This window comes from Streptomyces sp. NPDC057694, assembly GCF_042799415.1.
Taxonomy (GTDB): domain Bacteria; phylum Actinomycetota; class Actinomycetes; order Streptomycetales; family Streptomycetaceae; genus Streptomyces.
In genome coordinates, this window is sequence record NZ_JBHVIX010000003.1 from 160,095 (window position 1) to 175,967 (window position 15,873).

Consider the following 15,873-nt stretch of genomic DNA (forward strand, 5'->3'; position numbering starts at 1 on the left):
CGCTGACTTGGGTGATGGCAGCGACACATCGACAATCCGCGTCATCGACCGAATGATCGATCGAGATCGAAGCCGGGAGCGACGTTGCGAGCGAGGTCGGGAGCGCCGTCGGGACCGGTCGGGAGACCGGCCGAGATCGACCGAGTTTCGCCATGTGATCGTCGTGATCGTCAGCAGACAGGAGACCCACTCGTGACCGTCGTCGGGACTTTCGGTCTCAGCGTGAGGGACCCGGCTCTCGAAGCCGATGTCCAGGCCGGATTGGCGGCTGTCGAGGAAGGACTGCTCGAAGCCACCAAGAGCGAGGTTCCCTTCATCACGGAGGCCGCCCAGCACCTGGTCCGCGCCGGGGGCAAGCGGTTCCGGCCGCTGCTCGTGGCGCTCGCCGCCCAGTTCGGCGACCCGTACGCGCCGGGCATCGTGCCCTCCGCCGTCGTCGTCGAGCTCACGCACCTCGCGACGCTCTACCACGACGACGTGATGGACGAGGCGGACGTGCGCCGCGGGGTGCCCAGCGCCAACACCCGCTGGGGCAACTCGGTGGCCGTGCTCACCGGGGACTTCCTCTTCGCGCGCGCGTCGCACATCCTCGCCGACCTCGGCCCGGACGCCGTCCGCATCCAGGCGGAGGCGTTCGAGCGCCTGGTCACCGGCCAGATCCTGGAGACGGCGGGCCCGTCCGACGGACGCGACCCGGTCGACCACTACCTGGACGTGCTCGGCGGCAAGACCGGCTCGCTGGTCGCCGTGGCCTGCCGCTTCGGCGCCATGATGTCCGGCGCCGACGAGACCGTCGTGGATGTCCTGACGCAGTACGGGGAGCGGCTCGGCGTCGCCTTCCAGCTCGCCGACGACGTGCTCGACATCGCCTCGGACTCGCACGAGTCCGGCAAGACCCCGGGCACCGATCTGCGGGAGGGCATCCCCACGCTGCCGGTGCTGCGGCTGCGCGAGCGCGCGGAGCGCCTGGGCCTCGCGGAGGACAGGGAGCTCGTCGAGCTGCTCGACGGCGACCTCTCCGACGACGACCGGCTCGCCGAGGCCGTCTCCCGGCTGCGCGCCCACCCGGCCCTTGAGCAGGCCCGCAGGGACACCGTCCGGTACGCGGAGGACGCCCGCTCGGCGCTCGCCCCGCTCCCGGAGTGCGAGGCGAAGGCGGCGCTGGTGGAGCTGTGCGACGCGGTGGTGCACCGCGCCGGTTAGGACGGTCGCGGCAGAGGGGTCGAGCCGAGTGTGACGCAGGTCACACCCGAGGGTCGGCCCCTCCGTGTCATCCCGTAGGTGTACGCGGAGTTGATCCCGCGGGCTGACGCCTCCGTGTGGCCGGTTTGGTCAGATTGAGTACACCACTCCCGACCAATTCGGGTGAGAATGGCGGCTTGGGGTGGACGCCGCCGCCGATCACGGAGGTAGGGCAACAGACATGGCACCGTACGACACGGAAGACAGTCAGGGCGCCGGCCAGAGCGCCGTACGCCGCAAAGCCGTCCGGTACGCGGTCCCCGTGGCCGTGGTGGGGGTGGCCGCGGCGGCGATCGGGCTGGTCCCGGCGCTCGCCGACTCCGGCGATCCGGACCTGCCGAAGGTCACCGCCCAGCAGCTCATCGAGAAGATCGCCGCGTCGGACACCGAACAGATGTCCGGCACCGTCAAGATCCACACGGATCTGGGGCTGCCCTCGCTGGGCGGCGCCGCGTCCACGTTCGGCGGCGGGAGCGGCGACAAGGGCTCCTCGTCGGCCGATCCCAAGGAGAAGCTGACCGAGCTGGCGAGCGGCACCCACACGCTGCGGGTCGCCGCGGACGGCCAGGACCGGCAGAAGCTGTCGGTGCTCGACAGCGCGTCCGAGTACAGCGTGATCCACAACGGCGACGACCTGTGGGCCTACGACAGCGCGTCCGACGAGGCGTACCACGCCACCGCGGACAGCCCCTCGGGCAAGGACCAGAAGAAGCAGCGCGGGTCCGAGGTGCCCGCCACGCCCAAGGAGCTGACCGACCGGATCCTCAAGGCGTCCGGCGACACCACGTCGGTCACCGTCGACGGCACGGCGCAGGTCGCGGGCCGGGACGCGTACCGGTTGCAGATCAAGCCCAAGCAGTCCGGTTCGACGGTCGGCGCGGTCACGGTGTCCGTGGACGCGAAGACCGGTACGCCGCTGAAGTTCACGCTGACCCCGGCGAGCGGCGGCGCGGCCGTCGTGGACGCGGGCTTCACCAGCGTCGACTTCGGCAAGCCCGCCGCCTCCACCTTCGACTTCAAGCCGGCGAAGGGCACCAAGGTCACCGAGGCCGACAAGCCGGCGGCCGGGGACCGGGCGGCGAAGGGGCACGAGGAGTTCAAGGGCGCGGAAGGCCTCGACGGGCTCGACGGGCTGACGGTGGTCGGCAAGGGCTGGACCTCGATCGCCGAGCTGAAGCTGCCGAAGGACGCGGCGGGCCTGGCCTCGGGTGCGGGCACCGCCGACATGCCGGGTGACGCCCAGAAGTTCCTCAGCTCCCTCGGGGACCAGGTGAAGGGCGACTTCGGCTCGGGCACGGTCTACTCGACGCGCCTGGTCAACGTCCTGGTCACGCAGGACGGCAAGGTCTACGCCGGAGCGGTCACCAAGGACGCGCTGGTGAAGGCGGCCGACGCGGGCTGAGCCCGGGGCCGACGAAGGACAGCGACGGTGAGGGGGCGGTGCGCACCGCCCCCTCACCGTCCGGCATGCGAGGAGGGGTATGGCGGCGTCGGCCGGCCCGGCCGTCTCGGTGATCGAGACCCGGGAGCTCACCAAGCGGTACCGCGGTGGCCAGTTGGCCGTCGACCGGCTCAGCCTGACCGTCCCGGAGGGCGCCGTCTTCGGCTTCCTCGGGCCGAACGGCTCGGGCAAGACCACCACCATCCGCATGCTGATGGGCCTCATCGAACCGACGGCCGGCACCGCCCGGGTGCTCGGCAGCCCCATGCCGCGCGCGGTGCGCAGCGTGCTGCCGCATGTGGGCGCGCTGATCGAGGGGCCCGCCCTGTACGGGTTCCTGTCCGGCCGGGACAATCTGCTGCGCTACGACTCGGCGGACCCCACCGCCGACCCGCGCACCCGTAGGACGCGCGTCGCGCAGGCCCTGGACCGGGTGGGGCTGACCGCCGCCGCGGCCAAGAAGGCGAAGGCGTACTCGCTCGGCATGAAGCAGCGCCTGGGCCTCGCGGCCGCCCTGCTCCAGCCACGACGGCTGCTCGTCCTGGACGAGCCGACGAACGGCCTGGACCCGCAGGGCATGCGCGAGATCAGAACCCTGGTGCGGGAGCTGGCCTCGGACGGCACCACCGTCTTCCTCTCCTCGCACCTCCTCGACGAGATCGAGCAGGTCTGCACCCACGCGGCCGTGATGGCGCAGGGCAGGCTCATCACCCAGGGCCCGGTCGCCGAACTCGCGGCGGGCGCCCGGGGCACGCTCACCGTCACCACTCCGGACCCGGCGGACGCCGGCCGCGTACTGAAGGAGCACGGCATCACGGTCCTGGCGGTGGCGGGCGACCGGGTGACGGCCGAGCCGCCGCCCCCGGAGACGGACCTCGCGGATCTCACCGCGGCCCTCGTGGCGGCGGGCGTGCGGGTGCGCGGGTTCGGCGTCGAGCGGGCGTCCCTGGAGGACGCGTTCGTCGCCCTGACCGGGGAGGGCTTCGATGTCGCGGGCTGACACGGCGGCACCCGCGGCCGCCCCTGCACCGGCGCCGGTCCGTGCGCTGTGGACCCTGGGGCTGCTGCGCTCCGAGCTGACCACCACCTTCCGCCGCTGGCGCACGCTCGCCCTGCTCGCGGTCCTGACCGGGGTGCCGATCCTCATCGGCGTCGCCGTGAGGATCGAGACGAGCGACGGTTCGGGGATCGGCGGGGGCGGCGAGGGCGGCGGCCCGGCGTTCATCGCGCAGATCACGAACAACGGACTGTTCCTGGTCTTCACCTCGCTGGCGGCGACCCTGCCGTTCTTCCTGCCGATGTCGGTCGGGGTGATCGCGGGCGACGCGATCGCGGGCGAGGCGAACGCCGGAACGCTCCGCTATCTGCTGGTCGCCCCCGCGGGCCGCACCCGCCTGCTGCTCACCAAGTACGCGACGACCATGGCGTTCTGCCTCGTCGCGACGCTGACCGTGGCGGTCTCGGCGTTGATCACCGGCGCGATCCTCTTCCCGCTCGGTGACCTGGTCACCATCTCCGGTACGCACATCAGCTTCGCGGACGGTCTGTGGCGGGCCTTCCTCATCGCCCTGGTCGTGGCGGCCTCGCTGCTCGGGATCGCCGCGCTCGGCCTGTTCGTCTCGACGCTCACCGGCAGCGGCATCGCGGCGATGGCGACCACGGTGGGGCTACTGATCACGGTCCAGATCCTCGACCAGATCCCGCAGCTGCACGCGATCCAGCCGTACTTCTTCTCCCACCAGTGGCTGTCCTTCGCCGACCTGATGCGCGAACCGGTCTACTGGACCGACCTGATCAAGAACCTGGAGATCCAGGCGCTGTACGCGGCCGTGTTCGGCTCGGCGGCATGGGCGCGCTTCACGGCGAAGGACATCACCGCCTGATCCGCCGGACAGGCCCTAGCGCTCGTACGGGAACGCGGCGAGCGGGGCCTCCCGTGCGAAGAACGTCTTGGCCTCGCGCAGGGCCCGCTCGTCCTTGAGCACGTCGCCGGGCTTGCTGCCGTTGCCCAGCAGGACGCCGCCGAACCGCATACCCAGGTACGCGGCCGAGTTGTTGAGGGTGCCCACCAGTGGGTCGGCGACCTCGCCCTCCTCGTGCGCGAGCGCGGTCACGCCCCACAGGGTGCGCCCGGCGAGGGTCTTCTTGAAGTCGACGCCCGGGGTGCGCAGCCAGCCCGACCAGTGGTCCAGGTAGCGCTTGGTGGAGGCGGAGACCGCGTACCAGTACAGCGGTGAGGCGATCACGAGATCGGTGGCCGCCAGCGTCGCGTCCAGGAGCAGGGCCGTGGGGCCGCTCCCGGGGCGGACGTGGTCGCTGTCGTGGCGCAGGTCCTCGAAGTCGGGGAGCGGATGCTCGGCCAGGTCGATCCAGCGCTGGGTGACGTCCGGCGGCAGCTGCTCGGCGGCCTTGCGGGCCAGCGTCTCGGTGTTGCCGCCGGGGCGGCTGCTGCCGAGGACGAAAAGGAAGCTGCGGGCGGTGCCGGTGCCGGTGGTCGTGGTGGCGGTCGTGGTCGTCATGGGTCCCCCTTGGTGCGCGAACTTGATGCGCGAACGCCGACTAGATGCGTGTGCAGTATATGCAGATGCATTCAATCGGCGGTAGGGGGCGCTTCCGGCCCGGCGGGTCAGGAGGGTCAGGAGGGTCCGGCCGCCGCGACGGCTTCGGCGGCGGCCAGGTACGCCCGCACCAGAGGGCGGTCGTCGTCGCGCCGGGCCGCCACTGCCAGCCGGGAGGGGGAGATGCCGCGCACCGGGACGGCCGTCACCTCGTCGCGGACGATCAGCGGGGCGTTGCCGACGGCCAGGAGCACCACCCCCTGCCCATTGGCCACCGCCTCATGGGTCTCCTCGGCGCTGCCCACCACACCGCCGATCCGGGGTGCCCGCCCGGCGCGCGCGTCCAGGGCCAGCCAGTAGTCCCGCAGCGCCCCCGCCTCCGCGGGCAGCGCCAGGAACGGCTCGTCGAGCAGCTCGGCGAAGTCCACCGCGTCCCGCCCCGCCAGCCGGTGGCCCGGCGGCAGCGCCACGAGCCGGGGCTCCTCGGCGACCACCACCGACCGGTACCGCTCCCCGTCGGGCAGCGGCAGCCAGACGAACGCGACATCGCTCGCGCCGTCCGCGAGACCGGCGCTCGGATCGGCCCAGCCGACCTGGTGGAGCGTGGGCCGCGCGTCGGGATGGCGGGCCAGCAGGCGCGAGCGCAGGGCCGGCAGCAGGCCGCGTCCGGGGCTCGTCGACATCCCGACGACCAGGGCGTTGCGCTCCGCGGTCCGGGCGCGGCGCACATCGTCCTCGGCGCTCTCCCACGCGGCGAGCAGCGCGCGGGCGTGCGGCAGCAGGGCCTCGCCCACCCCCGTCAGCCGCACGGTGCGCCGGTCGCGCACGAACAGCTCGGCGCCGAGCTGCCGCTCAAGGGCCCGTATCTGCTTGCTCAGGGCGGGCTGGGAGACGTACAGCCGCTCGGCGGCCCGCGTGAAGTTCAACTCGTCGGCGACCGCGGTGAAGTAGCGCAGATCGCGCCCATGGACGTCCATAACCCATGGCTATCACGGCAGGTCTTGGACGCGGGCGGGTCCGCGGAAGAAGGATGGGGGTGTGCCAAGGGGGAAGCCCCGCAAGGCAGTTGAGCAGAAGTGCCGGACTTCCGGGCTTACGGACTTACGGACCTACGGACTTTCGGACTTATGGAGGGGAACCGAGATGACCAGCGACAACAACGCCAAGGTGTGGCTCGTGACCGGTGCGACCAGCGGCTTCGGTCGGGCGGTCGCCGAGGCCGCCGTCGCCGCGGGCGACACGGTGATCGGCACGGCCCGCCGCGCCGAGGCCCTGGCCGACCTCGTCGCCGCCCATCCCGACCGGGTGGAGGCGATCTCCCTCGACGTCACCGACGGCGAGCGGGTCGACGCGGTGACCGCCGAGGTCCTGGCCCGCTACGGCCGGGTCGACGTCCTCGTCAACAACGCGGGCCGCACCCAGGTCGGCGCCTTCGAGGAGACCACCGACGCCGAACTGCGGGACCTGTTCGACCTGCACGTCTTCGGCCCGGCCCGGCTGACCCGGGCGCTGCTGCCGCAGATGCGGGAGCGGGGCAGCGGCGCCGTCGTGAACATGAGCAGCGTCGGCGGCCAGCTCTCCTTCGCCGGTTTCTCCGCGTACAGCGCGACGAAGGCGGCCCTGGAGCAGCTCTCCGAAGGTCTGGTCGCCGAGGTCGCGCCGTACGGGATCAAGGTCCTCGTCGTGGAGCCCGGCGCCTTCCGCACCAACCTCTTCGGCAAGGGCGCCGCCTACTTCTCCGAGTCGATGCCCGCGTACACGGAGACGGCCGGGGCCACCCGGCGGATGGTGGAGACCTCCGACGGCCTCCAGCCCGGCGACCCCGCCAGGGCCGCCGCCGCGATCCGGCTCGCCCTCGACGCGGAGACGACACCGCTGCGGCTGCCGCTCGGCGGGGACGCGGTGGACGCCGTCCTCGCGCACCTCGACGCGCAGCGCGCCGACCTCGCCGCGTGGGAGAAGACGTCCCGGGGCACGGACTTCGACAGCTGACGGCGGTGACCGGGCCGGGGACGGCGGGTCAGCACACGCAGAACTCGTTGCCCTCCGGGTCCGCCATCACGATCCACTCGCCGCCCTGCTCCTTCACCCGCTTCACCACGTGCGCGCCGAGGCCGGCGATCCGCTCGGCCTCGGCGTCGCGCCGCCCCTGGTCTGGGTGGAGGTCGAGGTGCAGCCGGTTCTTGACCGTCTTGGCCTCCGGCACTCTCTGGAACAGCACCCGCCGGCCGAGCCCGGACCCGGTCTCCGCGTCGACCGGGTCGTCCGGGTGCCGTACGGCGATCAGGTCCCGGAAGGCGCGGCGCCCCTGGAACGCGACGGTCTCCTCCTCGGGCAGCGCGCCGAAGCCGAGCAGCCGGCCGATCAGCGCGTCGTTGTCCTCCACCTCATAGCCGAGCGCGGCCGCCCAGAAGACGGCCTGGGCGTGCGGGTCGGCCGCGTCCACGACGAGTTTCCAGTGCAGAGTCATACGTCAGTTATAGAGCCGGGCACCGACAACGCCCGCTCAGCGCGCGGTCTCCCGCTGGACTTCGGTCCCGGCCGGATCGGGCGCGGCCGCCGCGGCCGCCGCCGCTCGTGCCAGGCGCACCCGGCCGGCCCGCGCGGCGCGCAGCGCGTCCCACGTCAGCACCGCCAACGCCGCCCACACGAGCCCGAATCCGGCCCACCGCTCGGCCGGCATGGCCTCGTGGAAGTACAGGATGCCGAGGACGAACTGGAACACCGGCGCCAGATACTGGAGCAGCCCGAGCGTGGAGAGCGGCACCCGGATCGCGGCCGCGCCGAAGCACACCAGCGGGATCGCCGTGACGATGCCGGTCGAGGCCAGCAGCGCCGCGTGCCCGAAGCCCTCCTGCGCGAACGTCAGCTGCCCCTGGGTGCCGAGCCACACCAGATAGACGAGCGCGGGCAGGAACTGCACGGCGGTCTCGGCGGCCAGCGACTCGACGCCGCCCAGATTGACCTTCTTCTTCACCAGCCCGTACGTGCCGAACGAGAAGGCCAGCGCCAGCGAGATCCACGGCGGCTGCCCGTACCCGACGGCGAGCACCAGCACCGCGACCAGGCCGGTCGCCACGGCCGCCCACTGCGCGGGCCGCAGCCGCTCCCCGAGCAGCAGCACGCCGAGCGCGATGGAGACGAGCGGATTGATGAAGTAGCCCAGGGACGCCTCGACCACGTGTCCCGCGTTCACCGACCAGATGTACAGGCCCCAGTTCACGGTGATGACGGCGGCGGCGACGGCCACCAGCGCGAGCCGCCGCGGCTGGCGTATCAGCTCCCGCAGCCATCCCCACTTGCGGACGAAGAGCAGCGCGGCGCCCACGACGACCAGTGACCACACCATCCGGTGGGCCAGGATCTCCCCGGCGCCGGCGGGCTTGAGCAGCGGCCAGAACAGGGGGACGAGCCCCCACATCACATAGGCCGCGGCGCCGTTGGCGACCCCGGCCCGACTCTGCTTGTCGTTCTCGCCCTCGGCCAAAGCCCCTCCTCCAGACGCACGGCAGCCCCGCGGCGGCCACCTTGAAGGTAGCGCCGCGGGGCGACGCGTGTCATTCCCGTATCGCGATACGGTCCTGACGGTCCGGGAGGGTCCGGAAAGGGCTACTTCAGCGCCTCGGCGATGGCGTCCGCGACCGGCGTGGTCGGGCGGCCGATGAGCCGGGCGAGGGAGCCGTCGCCGCGGGCGAGCAGGCCCTTGGCGATGGCGGCGTCGACGTCCACGAGGATGTCGGCGAACGGGGCCGGGAGGCCCGCGCCGACCAGCACCTCGCGGTTCTGCTCCGGCGTCACGTCGCGGTAGACGACGTCCTTGCCGGACTGCCGGGCCACCTCGGCCGCGTACTCGGCGAGCGACCAGGCGGTGTCGCCGCTCAGCTCGTACGCCTGGTTCTCGTGGCCCTCGCCGGTCAGCACGGCGACGGCGGCCGCGGCGTAGTCGGCGCGCGAGGCCGAGGCGACCCGGCCCTCGCCCGCGCTCGCCAGGACGGCGCCGTGCTCGAGGACCGGGGCCAGGTTCTGCGTGTAGTTCTCGTGGTACCAGCCGTTGCGCAGGAACGTGTACGGGAGCCCCGATTCGAGGATCGCCTGCTCGGTGACCTTGTGCTCGTCGGCCAGCGTGAAGTCGGCGTCGGGGCCGCCCAGGACACCGGTGTACGCGAGCAGCGCCACCCCGGCCTCCTTCGCGGCGTCGATCACGGCCTGGTGCTGGGCCGCCCGCTGCCCGACCTCGCTGCCGGAGACGAACAGCACGCGGTCGCCGGCCCGGAAGGCGTCCTTCAGGGTCGCGGGGGCGCTGTAGTCGGCGATCCGCAGCTCGACGCCGCGGGCGGCGAGAGAGGCGCCCTTCTCCTGGCTGCGGACGACCGCGGCGATGTCCCCGGCGGGCACCCCCGCGGCGAGCAGCCCTTCGACGACGAGGCGGCCGAGGTGGCCGGTGGCACCGGTGACGACGAGACTCATGTCCGAAAACTCCTTGATGCGGCTTGTTGCACGTTCTCTCTCACCGTAAGGCCTGCACTGTGGATTAGAAAGTACCCACTTTGAAGTAAGGTACTGGCATGGGAGTAAGCACAGTGAGCAAGGTGCGGGAGTGGACGACGTCGACCGGTGAGGGCATGTGCCCCCAGCGCCTCGTCCTGGAGCACGTCACGAGCCGCTGGGGCGTCCTGGTGCTGCTCGCCCTGTCGGAGCGCTCGTTCCGCTTCAGCGAGCTGCGCCGGGAGATCGGCGGCGTCAGCGAGAAGATGCTCACCCAGACCCTCCAGACCCTGGAGCGCGACGGCATCGTCCACCGCGACGCCAAGCCCGTGATCCCGCCGCGCGTCGACTACTCCCTCACCGCACTGGGCCGGGAGGCCGCCGAGCAGGTGCGGGCGCTCGCGGAGTGGACCGAGCGGCGCATGGACGCGGTGGGTGAGGCACGGGAGAGGTACGACGAGGCCCGGCGCGCCGGGGGATGAACGGCTCTGGGATGTGAACGGCGTACGAAAAGGGGCCGGCCCCACCGAGATGGTGGGGCCGGCCCCTTTTTCGTACGGCGTGCGGTCGGCTTTCGTGCGGCGTGCGGGTCAGCCGACCACGGTCCAGGTGTCTCCGCCGGCGAGCAGCGCGCCGAGGTCGCCCTTGCCGTCGCGCTCGACGGCGGCGTCCAGCTGGTCGGCCATCTGGGTGTCGTAGACGGGCCGTTCGACACTGCGCAGGACGCCGATGGGGGTGTGGTGCAGGGTGTCGGGGTCGGCCAGCCGGGACAGTGCGAAGGCCGTGGTCGGGGACGTCGCGTGGGCGTCGTGGACGAGGATGTCGGCGCGGTTGTCGTCCGTGACCGGGACGACCTTGAGGTCGCCGGTGAGCGGATCGCGCACGACGCCCTTGGAGCGGTCCGCGCCGAAGGTGATCGGCTGGCCGTGCTCCAGGCGGATGACCGCCTCCTCGGCCTGCTGCTTGTCCTTGAGGACCTCGAAGGCGCCGTCGTTGAAGATGTTGCAGTTCTGGTAGATCTCCACCAGTGCCGTGCCCTGGTGGTCGGCGGCCGCGCGCAGCACCGAGGTGAGGTGCTTGCGGTCGGAGTCGACGGTGCGGGCCACGAAGGACGCCTCCGCGCCGATGGCGAGGGAGACCGGGTTGAAGGGCGCGTCCAGGGAGCCCATCGGCGTCGACTTGGTGATCTTGCCGACCTCGGAGGTGGGCGAGTACTGGCCCTTGGTGAGGCCGTAGATCCGGTTGTTGAAGAGCAGGATCTTCAGGTTCACGTTGCGGCGCAGTGCGTGGATGAGGTGGTTGCCGCCGATGGAGAGGGCGTCGCCGTCGCCGGTGACGACCCAGACGGACAGGTCGCGGCGGGAGGAGGCGAGTCCGGTGGCGATGGCGGGGGCGCGGCCGTGGATGGAGTGCATCCCGTAGGTGTTCATGTAGTACGGGAAGCGGGAGGAGCAGCCGATGCCTGAGACGAAGACGACGTTCTCCTTGGCCAGGCCGAGTTCGGGCATGAAGCCCTGGACGGCGGCGAGGATCGCGTAGTCGCCGCAGCCGGGGCACCAGCGCACTTCCTGGTCGGACTTGAAGTCCTTCATGGACTGCTTGGCCTCGGCCTTGGGCACCAGCGAGAGAAGCGTCTCGGCGGTCCCGGTCCCTTCCGACGTCGTGTCAGCCATCGATGGCCTCCTTGAGAGCCGTGGCGAGCTGCTCAGCCTTGAACGGCATTCCGTTGACCTGGTTGTAACTGCGGGCGTCCACCAGGTACTTGGCCCGGACCAGGGTGGCGAGCTGGCCGAGGTTCATCTCGGGGATCACCACCTTGTCGTAACGCTTTAGGACCTCGCCCAGATTCCGCGGGAACGGGTTGAGGTGGCGCAGATGGGCCTGGGCGATCTTCTCGCCGGCGGTGCGCAGCCGGCGGACCGCCGCGGTGATCGGCCCGTAGGTCGAACCCCAGCCCAGGACCAGGGTGTCGGCCTCGCCGGTGGGGTCGTCGACCTCGATGTCGTCGACGTCGATGCCGTCGATCTTGGCCTGCCGGGTGCGGACCATGAGGTCGTGGTTGGCCGGGTCGTAGGAGATGTTGCCCGTGCCGTCCTGCTTCTCGATGCCGCCGATCCGGTGCTCCAGGCCCGGCGTGCCGGGGATCGCCCACGGGCGGGCCAGCGTCTGCGGATCACGCTTGTAGGGCCAGAAGACCTCGGTGCCGTCTTCCAGCGTGTGGTTCGGGCCGGACGCGAACTGCACCCGCAGATCCGGGAGTTCGTCGACCTCGGGGATCCGCCACGGCTCCGAGCCGTTGGCCAGGTAACCGTCGGAGAGCAGCAGTACCGGGGTGCGGTAGGTGACCGCGATCCGGGCCGCCTCGATCGCCGCGTCGAAGCAGTCGGCCGGGGTGCGCGGGGCGACGACCGGGACCGGCGCCTCGCCGTTGCGCCCGTACATCGCCTGGAGCAGGTCGGCCTGCTCGGTCTTGGTGGGCAGCCCCGTGGACGGGCCGCCGCGCTGGATGTCCACCACCAGCAAAGGCAGTTCCAGGGAGACCGCCAGACCGATCGTCTCGCTCTTGAGGGCCACCCCGGGGCCGGAGGTGGTCGTCACCGCGAGGCTGCCGCCGAACGCCGCGCCCAGCGCGGCGCCGATCCCGGCGATCTCGTCCTCCGCCTGGAAGGTGCGCACCCCGAAGTTCTTGTGCTTGGACAGCTCGTGCAGGATGTCCGAGGCCGGAGTGATCGGGTACGAGCCCAGATACAGCGGCAGGTCCGCCTGCCGCGAGGCGGCGATCAGGCCGTAGGACAGCGCCAGGTTCCCCGAGATGTTGCGGTAGGTGCCGACCGGGAAAGCGGTCGTGGCCGGGGCGATCTCGTAGGAGACCGCGAAGTCCTCGGTCGTCTCGCCGAAGTTCCAGCCCGCGTGGAACGCCGCCAGGTTGGCGTCCCTGATCTCGGGCTTCTTGGCGAACTTCGCCCTGAGGAACTTCTCCGTGCCCTCGGTCGGCCGGTGGTACATCCACGACAGCAGGCCCAGCGCGAACATGTTCTTGGACCGCTCGGCCTCCTTGCGGGAGAGGTCGAACTCCTTGAGCGCCTCCACCGTGAGCGTGGTCAGCGGCACCGGATGGACGTGAAAACCGTCGAGCGAGCCGTCCTCCAGCGGACTGGCCGCGTAACCGACCTTCGACATCGCCCGTTTGGTGAACTCGTCCGTGTTGACGATGACTTCGGCGCCGCGCGGCACATCGCCGATGTTCGCCCTCAGCGCCGCCGGGTTCATCGCCACCAGCACGTTCGGCGCGTCACCCGGCGTCAGGATGTCGTGGTCGGCGAAGTGCAGCTGGAAGGAGGAGACACCCGGCAGCGTGCCGGCCGGAGCCCGGATCTCCGCCGGGAAGTTCGGCAGAGTGGACAGGTCGTTGCCGAACGAAGCGGTCTCCGAGGTGAACCGGTCGCCCGTGAGCTGCATACCGTCACCCGAGTCGCCCGCGAACCGGATGATCACCCGGTCCAGACGCCGTACGTCCTTGCTGGATTCACTCGTCGGTGTGCGCTGTTCCCCGACCACAGCACTGTCGGCCTGCTCGGTTGCGCTACTGACCTGGCTCGTCACTGAACTGGACCTCCCTCGAGGCGGCTGTGCGGGCAGGCCCGTCCCACCGGCCTTCCCCAGGCCCACCCTACGTCTGTAAGGGTCACCTTCTTCTGAGCAAACGCATCCTGGATCGAGAAATGGGCCACCGCCGCTGGAGCCTGTATCTGACAGAGTGTCAGGTGATCAAGACTTCAGATAGGTGAGGACCGCCAGAACCCGGCGGTGATCCCCGTCACTCTGCGACAGGCCCAGCTTCAGGAAGATGTTGCTCACGTGCTTCTCGACCGCGCCGTCGCTCACCACGAGCTGACGGGCGACCGCCGAGTTCGTCCGGCCCTCCGCCATCAGGCCGAGGACCTCGCGCTCGCGCGGGGTGAGGTTGGCGAGGACGTCCTGCTTGCGGCTGCGGCCGAGCAGCTGGGCGACGACCTCCGGGTCCAGCGCGGTGCCGCCCTCGGCGACCCGCACGACCGCGTCCACGAACTCCCGGACCTCCGCGACCCGGTCCTTGAGCAGATAGCCCACCCCGCGGCTCGACCCGGCCAGCAGCTCGGTGGCGTACTGCTCCTCCACGTACTGCGACAGGACCAGGACCCCGAGCTCGGGGAACCTGGCACGCAGCCGGACCGCCGCGCGCACCCCTTCGTCGGTGTGCGTGGGCGGCATCCGCACGTCCGCCACGACCACGTCCGGCAGCTGCTCCTGCTCGCCGAGCTCGATGATGGTCTTGACCAGCGCCTCTCCGTCACCGACCCCGGCGACGACCTCTAGTCCGCGGTCGGTCAGCAGCCGGGTCAGCCCCTCCCTGAGCAGCACTGAATCCTCGGCGATGACCACCCGCACCCTGTCCTCCACGTCTTTCGGCCCCCCAGCGCCCCCGTGCACCTGTCATTGGTGCAGTCATGAACAGGACCAGCATCGCAGGAACCGCGGGTGGGTGGGGGTGTGCGGCGCGAATATGCGGGGCTGTTCCGGGGCCGGGGGCACCTCCCAGCGGTAGCTGGGGGAAGGACTTTCGAAACACGCCCTAGGCGCGCCGCCACGGCAGCTCGGCGGTCACCCGGGTCGGTCCGGCGGCGGGCGAGTCGATCAGGAGGATCCCGTCGACCGCGTCGAGCCGCTCGGCCAGGCCCGCGAGCCCCGAACCGCCGTCGGCCGCCGCGCCGCCCACCCCGTTGTCCTGCACCTGGAGCATCAGCCGGTCGCCGCTGCGCCACACGTCGACCGTGGCCCGCGTCGCCCGGCTGTGCTTGCTCACGTTCTGCAGCAGTTCGGAGACGGTGAAGTAGGCGATGCCCTCGATGGCGGGCGCCGGGCGCTCCGCCAGGTCCGCGTCCACCGTCACCGGCACGGTGCAGCGCGAGGTGACGGCGGACAGGGCCGCGTCCAGGCCGCGATCGGTGAGGACGGCCGGGTGGATGCCGCGGGCCAGGTCGCGCAGCTCCTGGAGCGCGGTCTTCACCTCGCCGTGCGCCTCGTCGACCATGCGCGCGGCGGCCTCGGGGTCCTCGGTGAGCTTCTCCTTCGCCAGGCCGAGGTCCATGGCCAGGTTCACCAGGCGGGCCTGCGCGCCGTCGTGCAGATCGCGCTCGATGCGGCGCAGGTCGGCGGCGGCCGTGTCGACGACGACGCCCCGGTCCGACTCCAGCTCCACCACGCGCGAGGCCAGCCGCGACGGGCCGAGCAGACCGCCGACCATCAGCCGGTCCACCGTCGTCAGGCCCCGGATGATCCACGGCGTCGCGAGGACGAGGAGCAGGCCGACCAGCGAGGTGAGCGTGATCTCGAAGGGGTTGTTCAGATACACGGAGTGGGCGTCGTCGCCGTAGAGCTGCAGACCGGCCTGACCGGCGTACATCGGGAAGACCCACTGCCACAGCGGGTACGTGAACAGCGCCCAGCCCGTCGTCCACAAGGCCAGCGACACCGAGAACGCGAAGGTCGCCCACGGGAAGTGCAGCACCCCGTACAGCAGGTGCCGCCACGAGACACCGCTCTTGAGCGTCGCGCCCATCCAGGCCAGCGGGCCGCCGCCCCGGCGCGGGCGCACCGGCTCCGGCGTGCCGACGTCCAGGCCGAGCAGGCCGCGCGCCCGGGACCGCTCCAGGGCGCCGAAGCCGCGGGCCCCGGCGAGTGCGGCCGCGAGGACCGGCACCCCGATGAAGGTGATCAGCAGGCCCGCGCCGAGCGACACCATCGTCACCGACCAGACGAAGAAGACGATGCTGATCGGCAGGGACAGCAGCTGGTAGCAGAACTCCCGCCAGGTCCGGCCCTCGATCGGCGCGCGCAGCCAGGCCGGGAGCCGGTTCAGGCCGCGACGCGGGGTGCCCTGGCCGTGCTGCGGGCCGTGATCGTCGTAGGAGTACGAGTACGCGTACTCGTCGCCGTATCCGTACTGCTGCGAGGCCATCGGGGTGCCGTCCGTTTCTGCTGAGAGAACTGGTGTGCCGTTCTGATTCCAGGGTCCTCGGCGACGGCGGTCCGGGCCATGCGGCGGGTCGGCGTCTTCGGCCGGGGGTTTTCCCTACCCCCGGCGCGGAGGGGAGGCGGAGGGGAGTC

General features: G+C 71.5%; 15 protein-coding genes. 6 read left to right on the forward strand and 9 right to left on the reverse strand.

Going from position 1 to position 15,873, the window contains the following annotated elements; translation table 11 throughout:
- The first annotated feature begins 192 nt into the window (after positions 1 to 192).
- The 4 genes from ACFVDP_RS10470 to ACFVDP_RS10485 all read left to right on the forward strand — a co-directional run bounded on the left by ACFVDP_RS10470 (position 193) and on the right by ACFVDP_RS10485 (position 4,566).
- A complete protein-coding gene (locus tag ACFVDP_RS10470; protein WP_383486453.1) occupies positions 193 to 1,203 on the forward strand; it encodes a polyprenyl synthetase family protein in 1,011 nt (336 codons plus the stop codon).
- 220 nt (positions 1,204 to 1,423) lie between these two features.
- Positions 1,424 to 2,644: an outer membrane lipoprotein carrier protein LolA gene (locus ACFVDP_RS10475; RefSeq protein ID WP_383486457.1), complete on the forward strand. Its 1,221-nt coding sequence runs from the start codon at positions 1,424 to 1,426 to the stop codon at positions 2,642 to 2,644.
- A gap of 79 nt (positions 2,645 to 2,723) precedes the next feature.
- Positions 2,724 to 3,683: an ABC transporter ATP-binding protein gene (locus tag ACFVDP_RS10480; RefSeq protein ID WP_383486460.1), complete on the forward strand. Its 960-nt coding sequence runs from the start codon at positions 2,724 to 2,726 to the stop codon at positions 3,681 to 3,683.
- The gene (locus tag ACFVDP_RS10485; protein ID WP_383486463.1) at positions 3,670 to 4,566 is read left to right on the forward strand and encodes an ABC transporter permease; all 897 of its coding nucleotides are present in this window, start codon (positions 3,670 to 3,672) and stop codon (positions 4,564 to 4,566) included. The genes ACFVDP_RS10480 and ACFVDP_RS10485 overlap by 14 nt, the downstream gene beginning before the upstream one ends.
- Before the next feature lie 15 nt (positions 4,567 to 4,581).
- Here the strand turns inward: ACFVDP_RS10485 and ACFVDP_RS10490 are convergent, their stop codons facing one another.
- Together ACFVDP_RS10490 and ACFVDP_RS10495 are read right to left on the reverse strand one after the other, a co-directional pair.
- Positions 4,582 to 5,202 (reverse strand): flavodoxin family protein, encoded by a 621-nt coding sequence (locus tag ACFVDP_RS10490; RefSeq protein ID WP_383486466.1) that lies wholly within the window; start codon positions 5,200 to 5,202, stop codon positions 4,582 to 4,584.
- A gap of 116 nt (positions 5,203 to 5,318) precedes the next feature.
- A complete protein-coding gene (locus tag ACFVDP_RS10495; RefSeq protein WP_383486469.1) occupies positions 5,319 to 6,218 on the reverse strand; it encodes a LysR substrate-binding domain-containing protein in 900 nt (299 codons plus the stop codon).
- 166 nt (positions 6,219 to 6,384) lie between these two features.
- Here ACFVDP_RS10495 and ACFVDP_RS10500 point away from each other — a divergent pair, with 166 nt between their 5' ends.
- Complete coding sequence (locus tag ACFVDP_RS10500; protein ID WP_383486472.1) at positions 6,385 to 7,233, forward strand: oxidoreductase; 849 nt, start codon at positions 6,385 to 6,387, stop codon at positions 7,231 to 7,233.
- Positions 7,234 to 7,261: 28 nt separating this feature from the next.
- Here ACFVDP_RS10500 and ACFVDP_RS10505 read toward each other — a convergent pair whose 3' ends face one another.
- From ACFVDP_RS10505 to ACFVDP_RS10515, 3 genes are all read right to left on the reverse strand, one after another.
- Positions 7,262 to 7,711: a VOC family protein gene (locus ACFVDP_RS10505; RefSeq protein WP_383486476.1), complete on the reverse strand. Its 450-nt coding sequence runs from the start codon at positions 7,709 to 7,711 to the stop codon at positions 7,262 to 7,264.
- Between the two features lie 36 nt (positions 7,712 to 7,747).
- A complete protein-coding gene (rarD, locus tag ACFVDP_RS10510) occupies positions 7,748 to 8,728 on the reverse strand; it encodes an EamA family transporter RarD (RefSeq protein WP_383486479.1) in 981 nt (326 codons plus the stop codon).
- Between the two features lie 122 nt (positions 8,729 to 8,850).
- Positions 8,851 to 9,708, reverse strand: a complete 858-nt coding sequence (locus ACFVDP_RS10515; protein WP_383486482.1) for an SDR family oxidoreductase — start codon at positions 9,706 to 9,708, stop codon at positions 8,851 to 8,853.
- Positions 9,709 to 9,806: 98 nt separating this feature from the next.
- On the opposite strand from ACFVDP_RS10515, the gene ACFVDP_RS10520 reads away from it, so the two are divergent.
- On the forward strand, positions 9,807 to 10,208 hold the full coding sequence (locus ACFVDP_RS10520; protein WP_383486485.1) for a winged helix-turn-helix transcriptional regulator: 402 nt from the start codon (positions 9,807 to 9,809) through the stop codon (positions 10,206 to 10,208).
- 108 nt (positions 10,209 to 10,316) lie between these two features.
- Here the strand turns inward: ACFVDP_RS10520 and ACFVDP_RS10525 are convergent, their stop codons facing one another.
- From ACFVDP_RS10525 to ACFVDP_RS10540, 4 genes are all read right to left on the reverse strand, one after another.
- Positions 10,317 to 11,399, reverse strand: coding sequence for a 2-oxoacid:ferredoxin oxidoreductase subunit beta (locus tag ACFVDP_RS10525; protein ID WP_383486487.1), 1,083 nt, complete (start codon positions 11,397 to 11,399; stop codon positions 10,317 to 10,319).
- Positions 11,392 to 13,329, reverse strand: a complete 1,938-nt coding sequence (locus ACFVDP_RS10530; protein WP_383486490.1) for a 2-oxoacid:acceptor oxidoreductase subunit alpha — start codon at positions 13,327 to 13,329, stop codon at positions 11,392 to 11,394. Before ACFVDP_RS10530 ends, ACFVDP_RS10525 begins: the two co-directional genes overlap by 8 nt.
- 165 nt (positions 13,330 to 13,494) lie before the next feature.
- On the reverse strand, positions 13,495 to 14,154 hold the full coding sequence (locus ACFVDP_RS10535; RefSeq protein WP_383487312.1) for a response regulator: 660 nt from the start codon (positions 14,152 to 14,154) through the stop codon (positions 13,495 to 13,497).
- 184 nt (positions 14,155 to 14,338) lie between these two features.
- Positions 14,339 to 15,724, reverse strand: a complete 1,386-nt coding sequence (locus tag ACFVDP_RS10540) for a sensor histidine kinase (RefSeq protein WP_383486493.1) — start codon at positions 15,722 to 15,724, stop codon at positions 14,339 to 14,341.
- Positions 15,725 to 15,873 lie beyond the last annotated feature (149 nt).

What these genes read in the sequence shown, in the direction of transcription:
- ACFVDP_RS10480 (WP_383486460.1), top strand. Translation starts at nt 2,724, where the DNA reads ATGGCGGCGTCGGCCGGCCCGGCCGTCTCGGTGATCGAGACCCGGGAG.
- ACFVDP_RS10485 (WP_383486463.1), top strand. Translation starts at nt 3,670, where the DNA reads ATGTCGCGGGCTGACACGGCGGCACCCGCGGCCGCCCCTGCACCGGCG.
- ACFVDP_RS10520 (WP_383486485.1), top strand. Translation starts at nt 9,807, where the DNA reads ATGGGAGTAAGCACAGTGAGCAAGGTGCGGGAGTGGACGACGTCGACC.
- ACFVDP_RS10475 (WP_383486457.1), top strand. Translation starts at nt 1,424, where the DNA reads ATGGCACCGTACGACACGGAAGACAGTCAGGGCGCCGGCCAGAGCGCC.
- ACFVDP_RS10525 (WP_383486487.1), bottom strand. Translation starts at nt 11,399, where the DNA reads ATGGCTGACACGACGTCGGAAGGGACCGGGACCGCCGAGACGCTTCTC.
- ACFVDP_RS10490 (WP_383486466.1), bottom strand. Translation starts at nt 5,202, where the DNA reads ATGACGACCACGACCGCCACCACGACCACCGGCACCGGCACCGCCCGC.
- ACFVDP_RS10515 (WP_383486482.1), bottom strand. Translation starts at nt 9,708, where the DNA reads ATGAGTCTCGTCGTCACCGGTGCCACCGGCCACCTCGGCCGCCTCGTC.
- ACFVDP_RS10540 (WP_383486493.1), bottom strand. Translation starts at nt 15,724, where the DNA reads ATGGCCTCGCAGCAGTACGGATACGGCGACGAGTACGCGTACTCGTAC.
- ACFVDP_RS10495 (WP_383486469.1), bottom strand. Translation starts at nt 6,218, where the DNA reads ATGGACGTCCATGGGCGCGATCTGCGCTACTTCACCGCGGTCGCCGAC.
- ACFVDP_RS10500 (WP_383486472.1), top strand. Translation starts at nt 6,385, where the DNA reads ATGACCAGCGACAACAACGCCAAGGTGTGGCTCGTGACCGGTGCGACC.
- ACFVDP_RS10505 (WP_383486476.1), bottom strand. Translation starts at nt 7,711, where the DNA reads ATGACTCTGCACTGGAAACTCGTCGTGGACGCGGCCGACCCGCACGCC.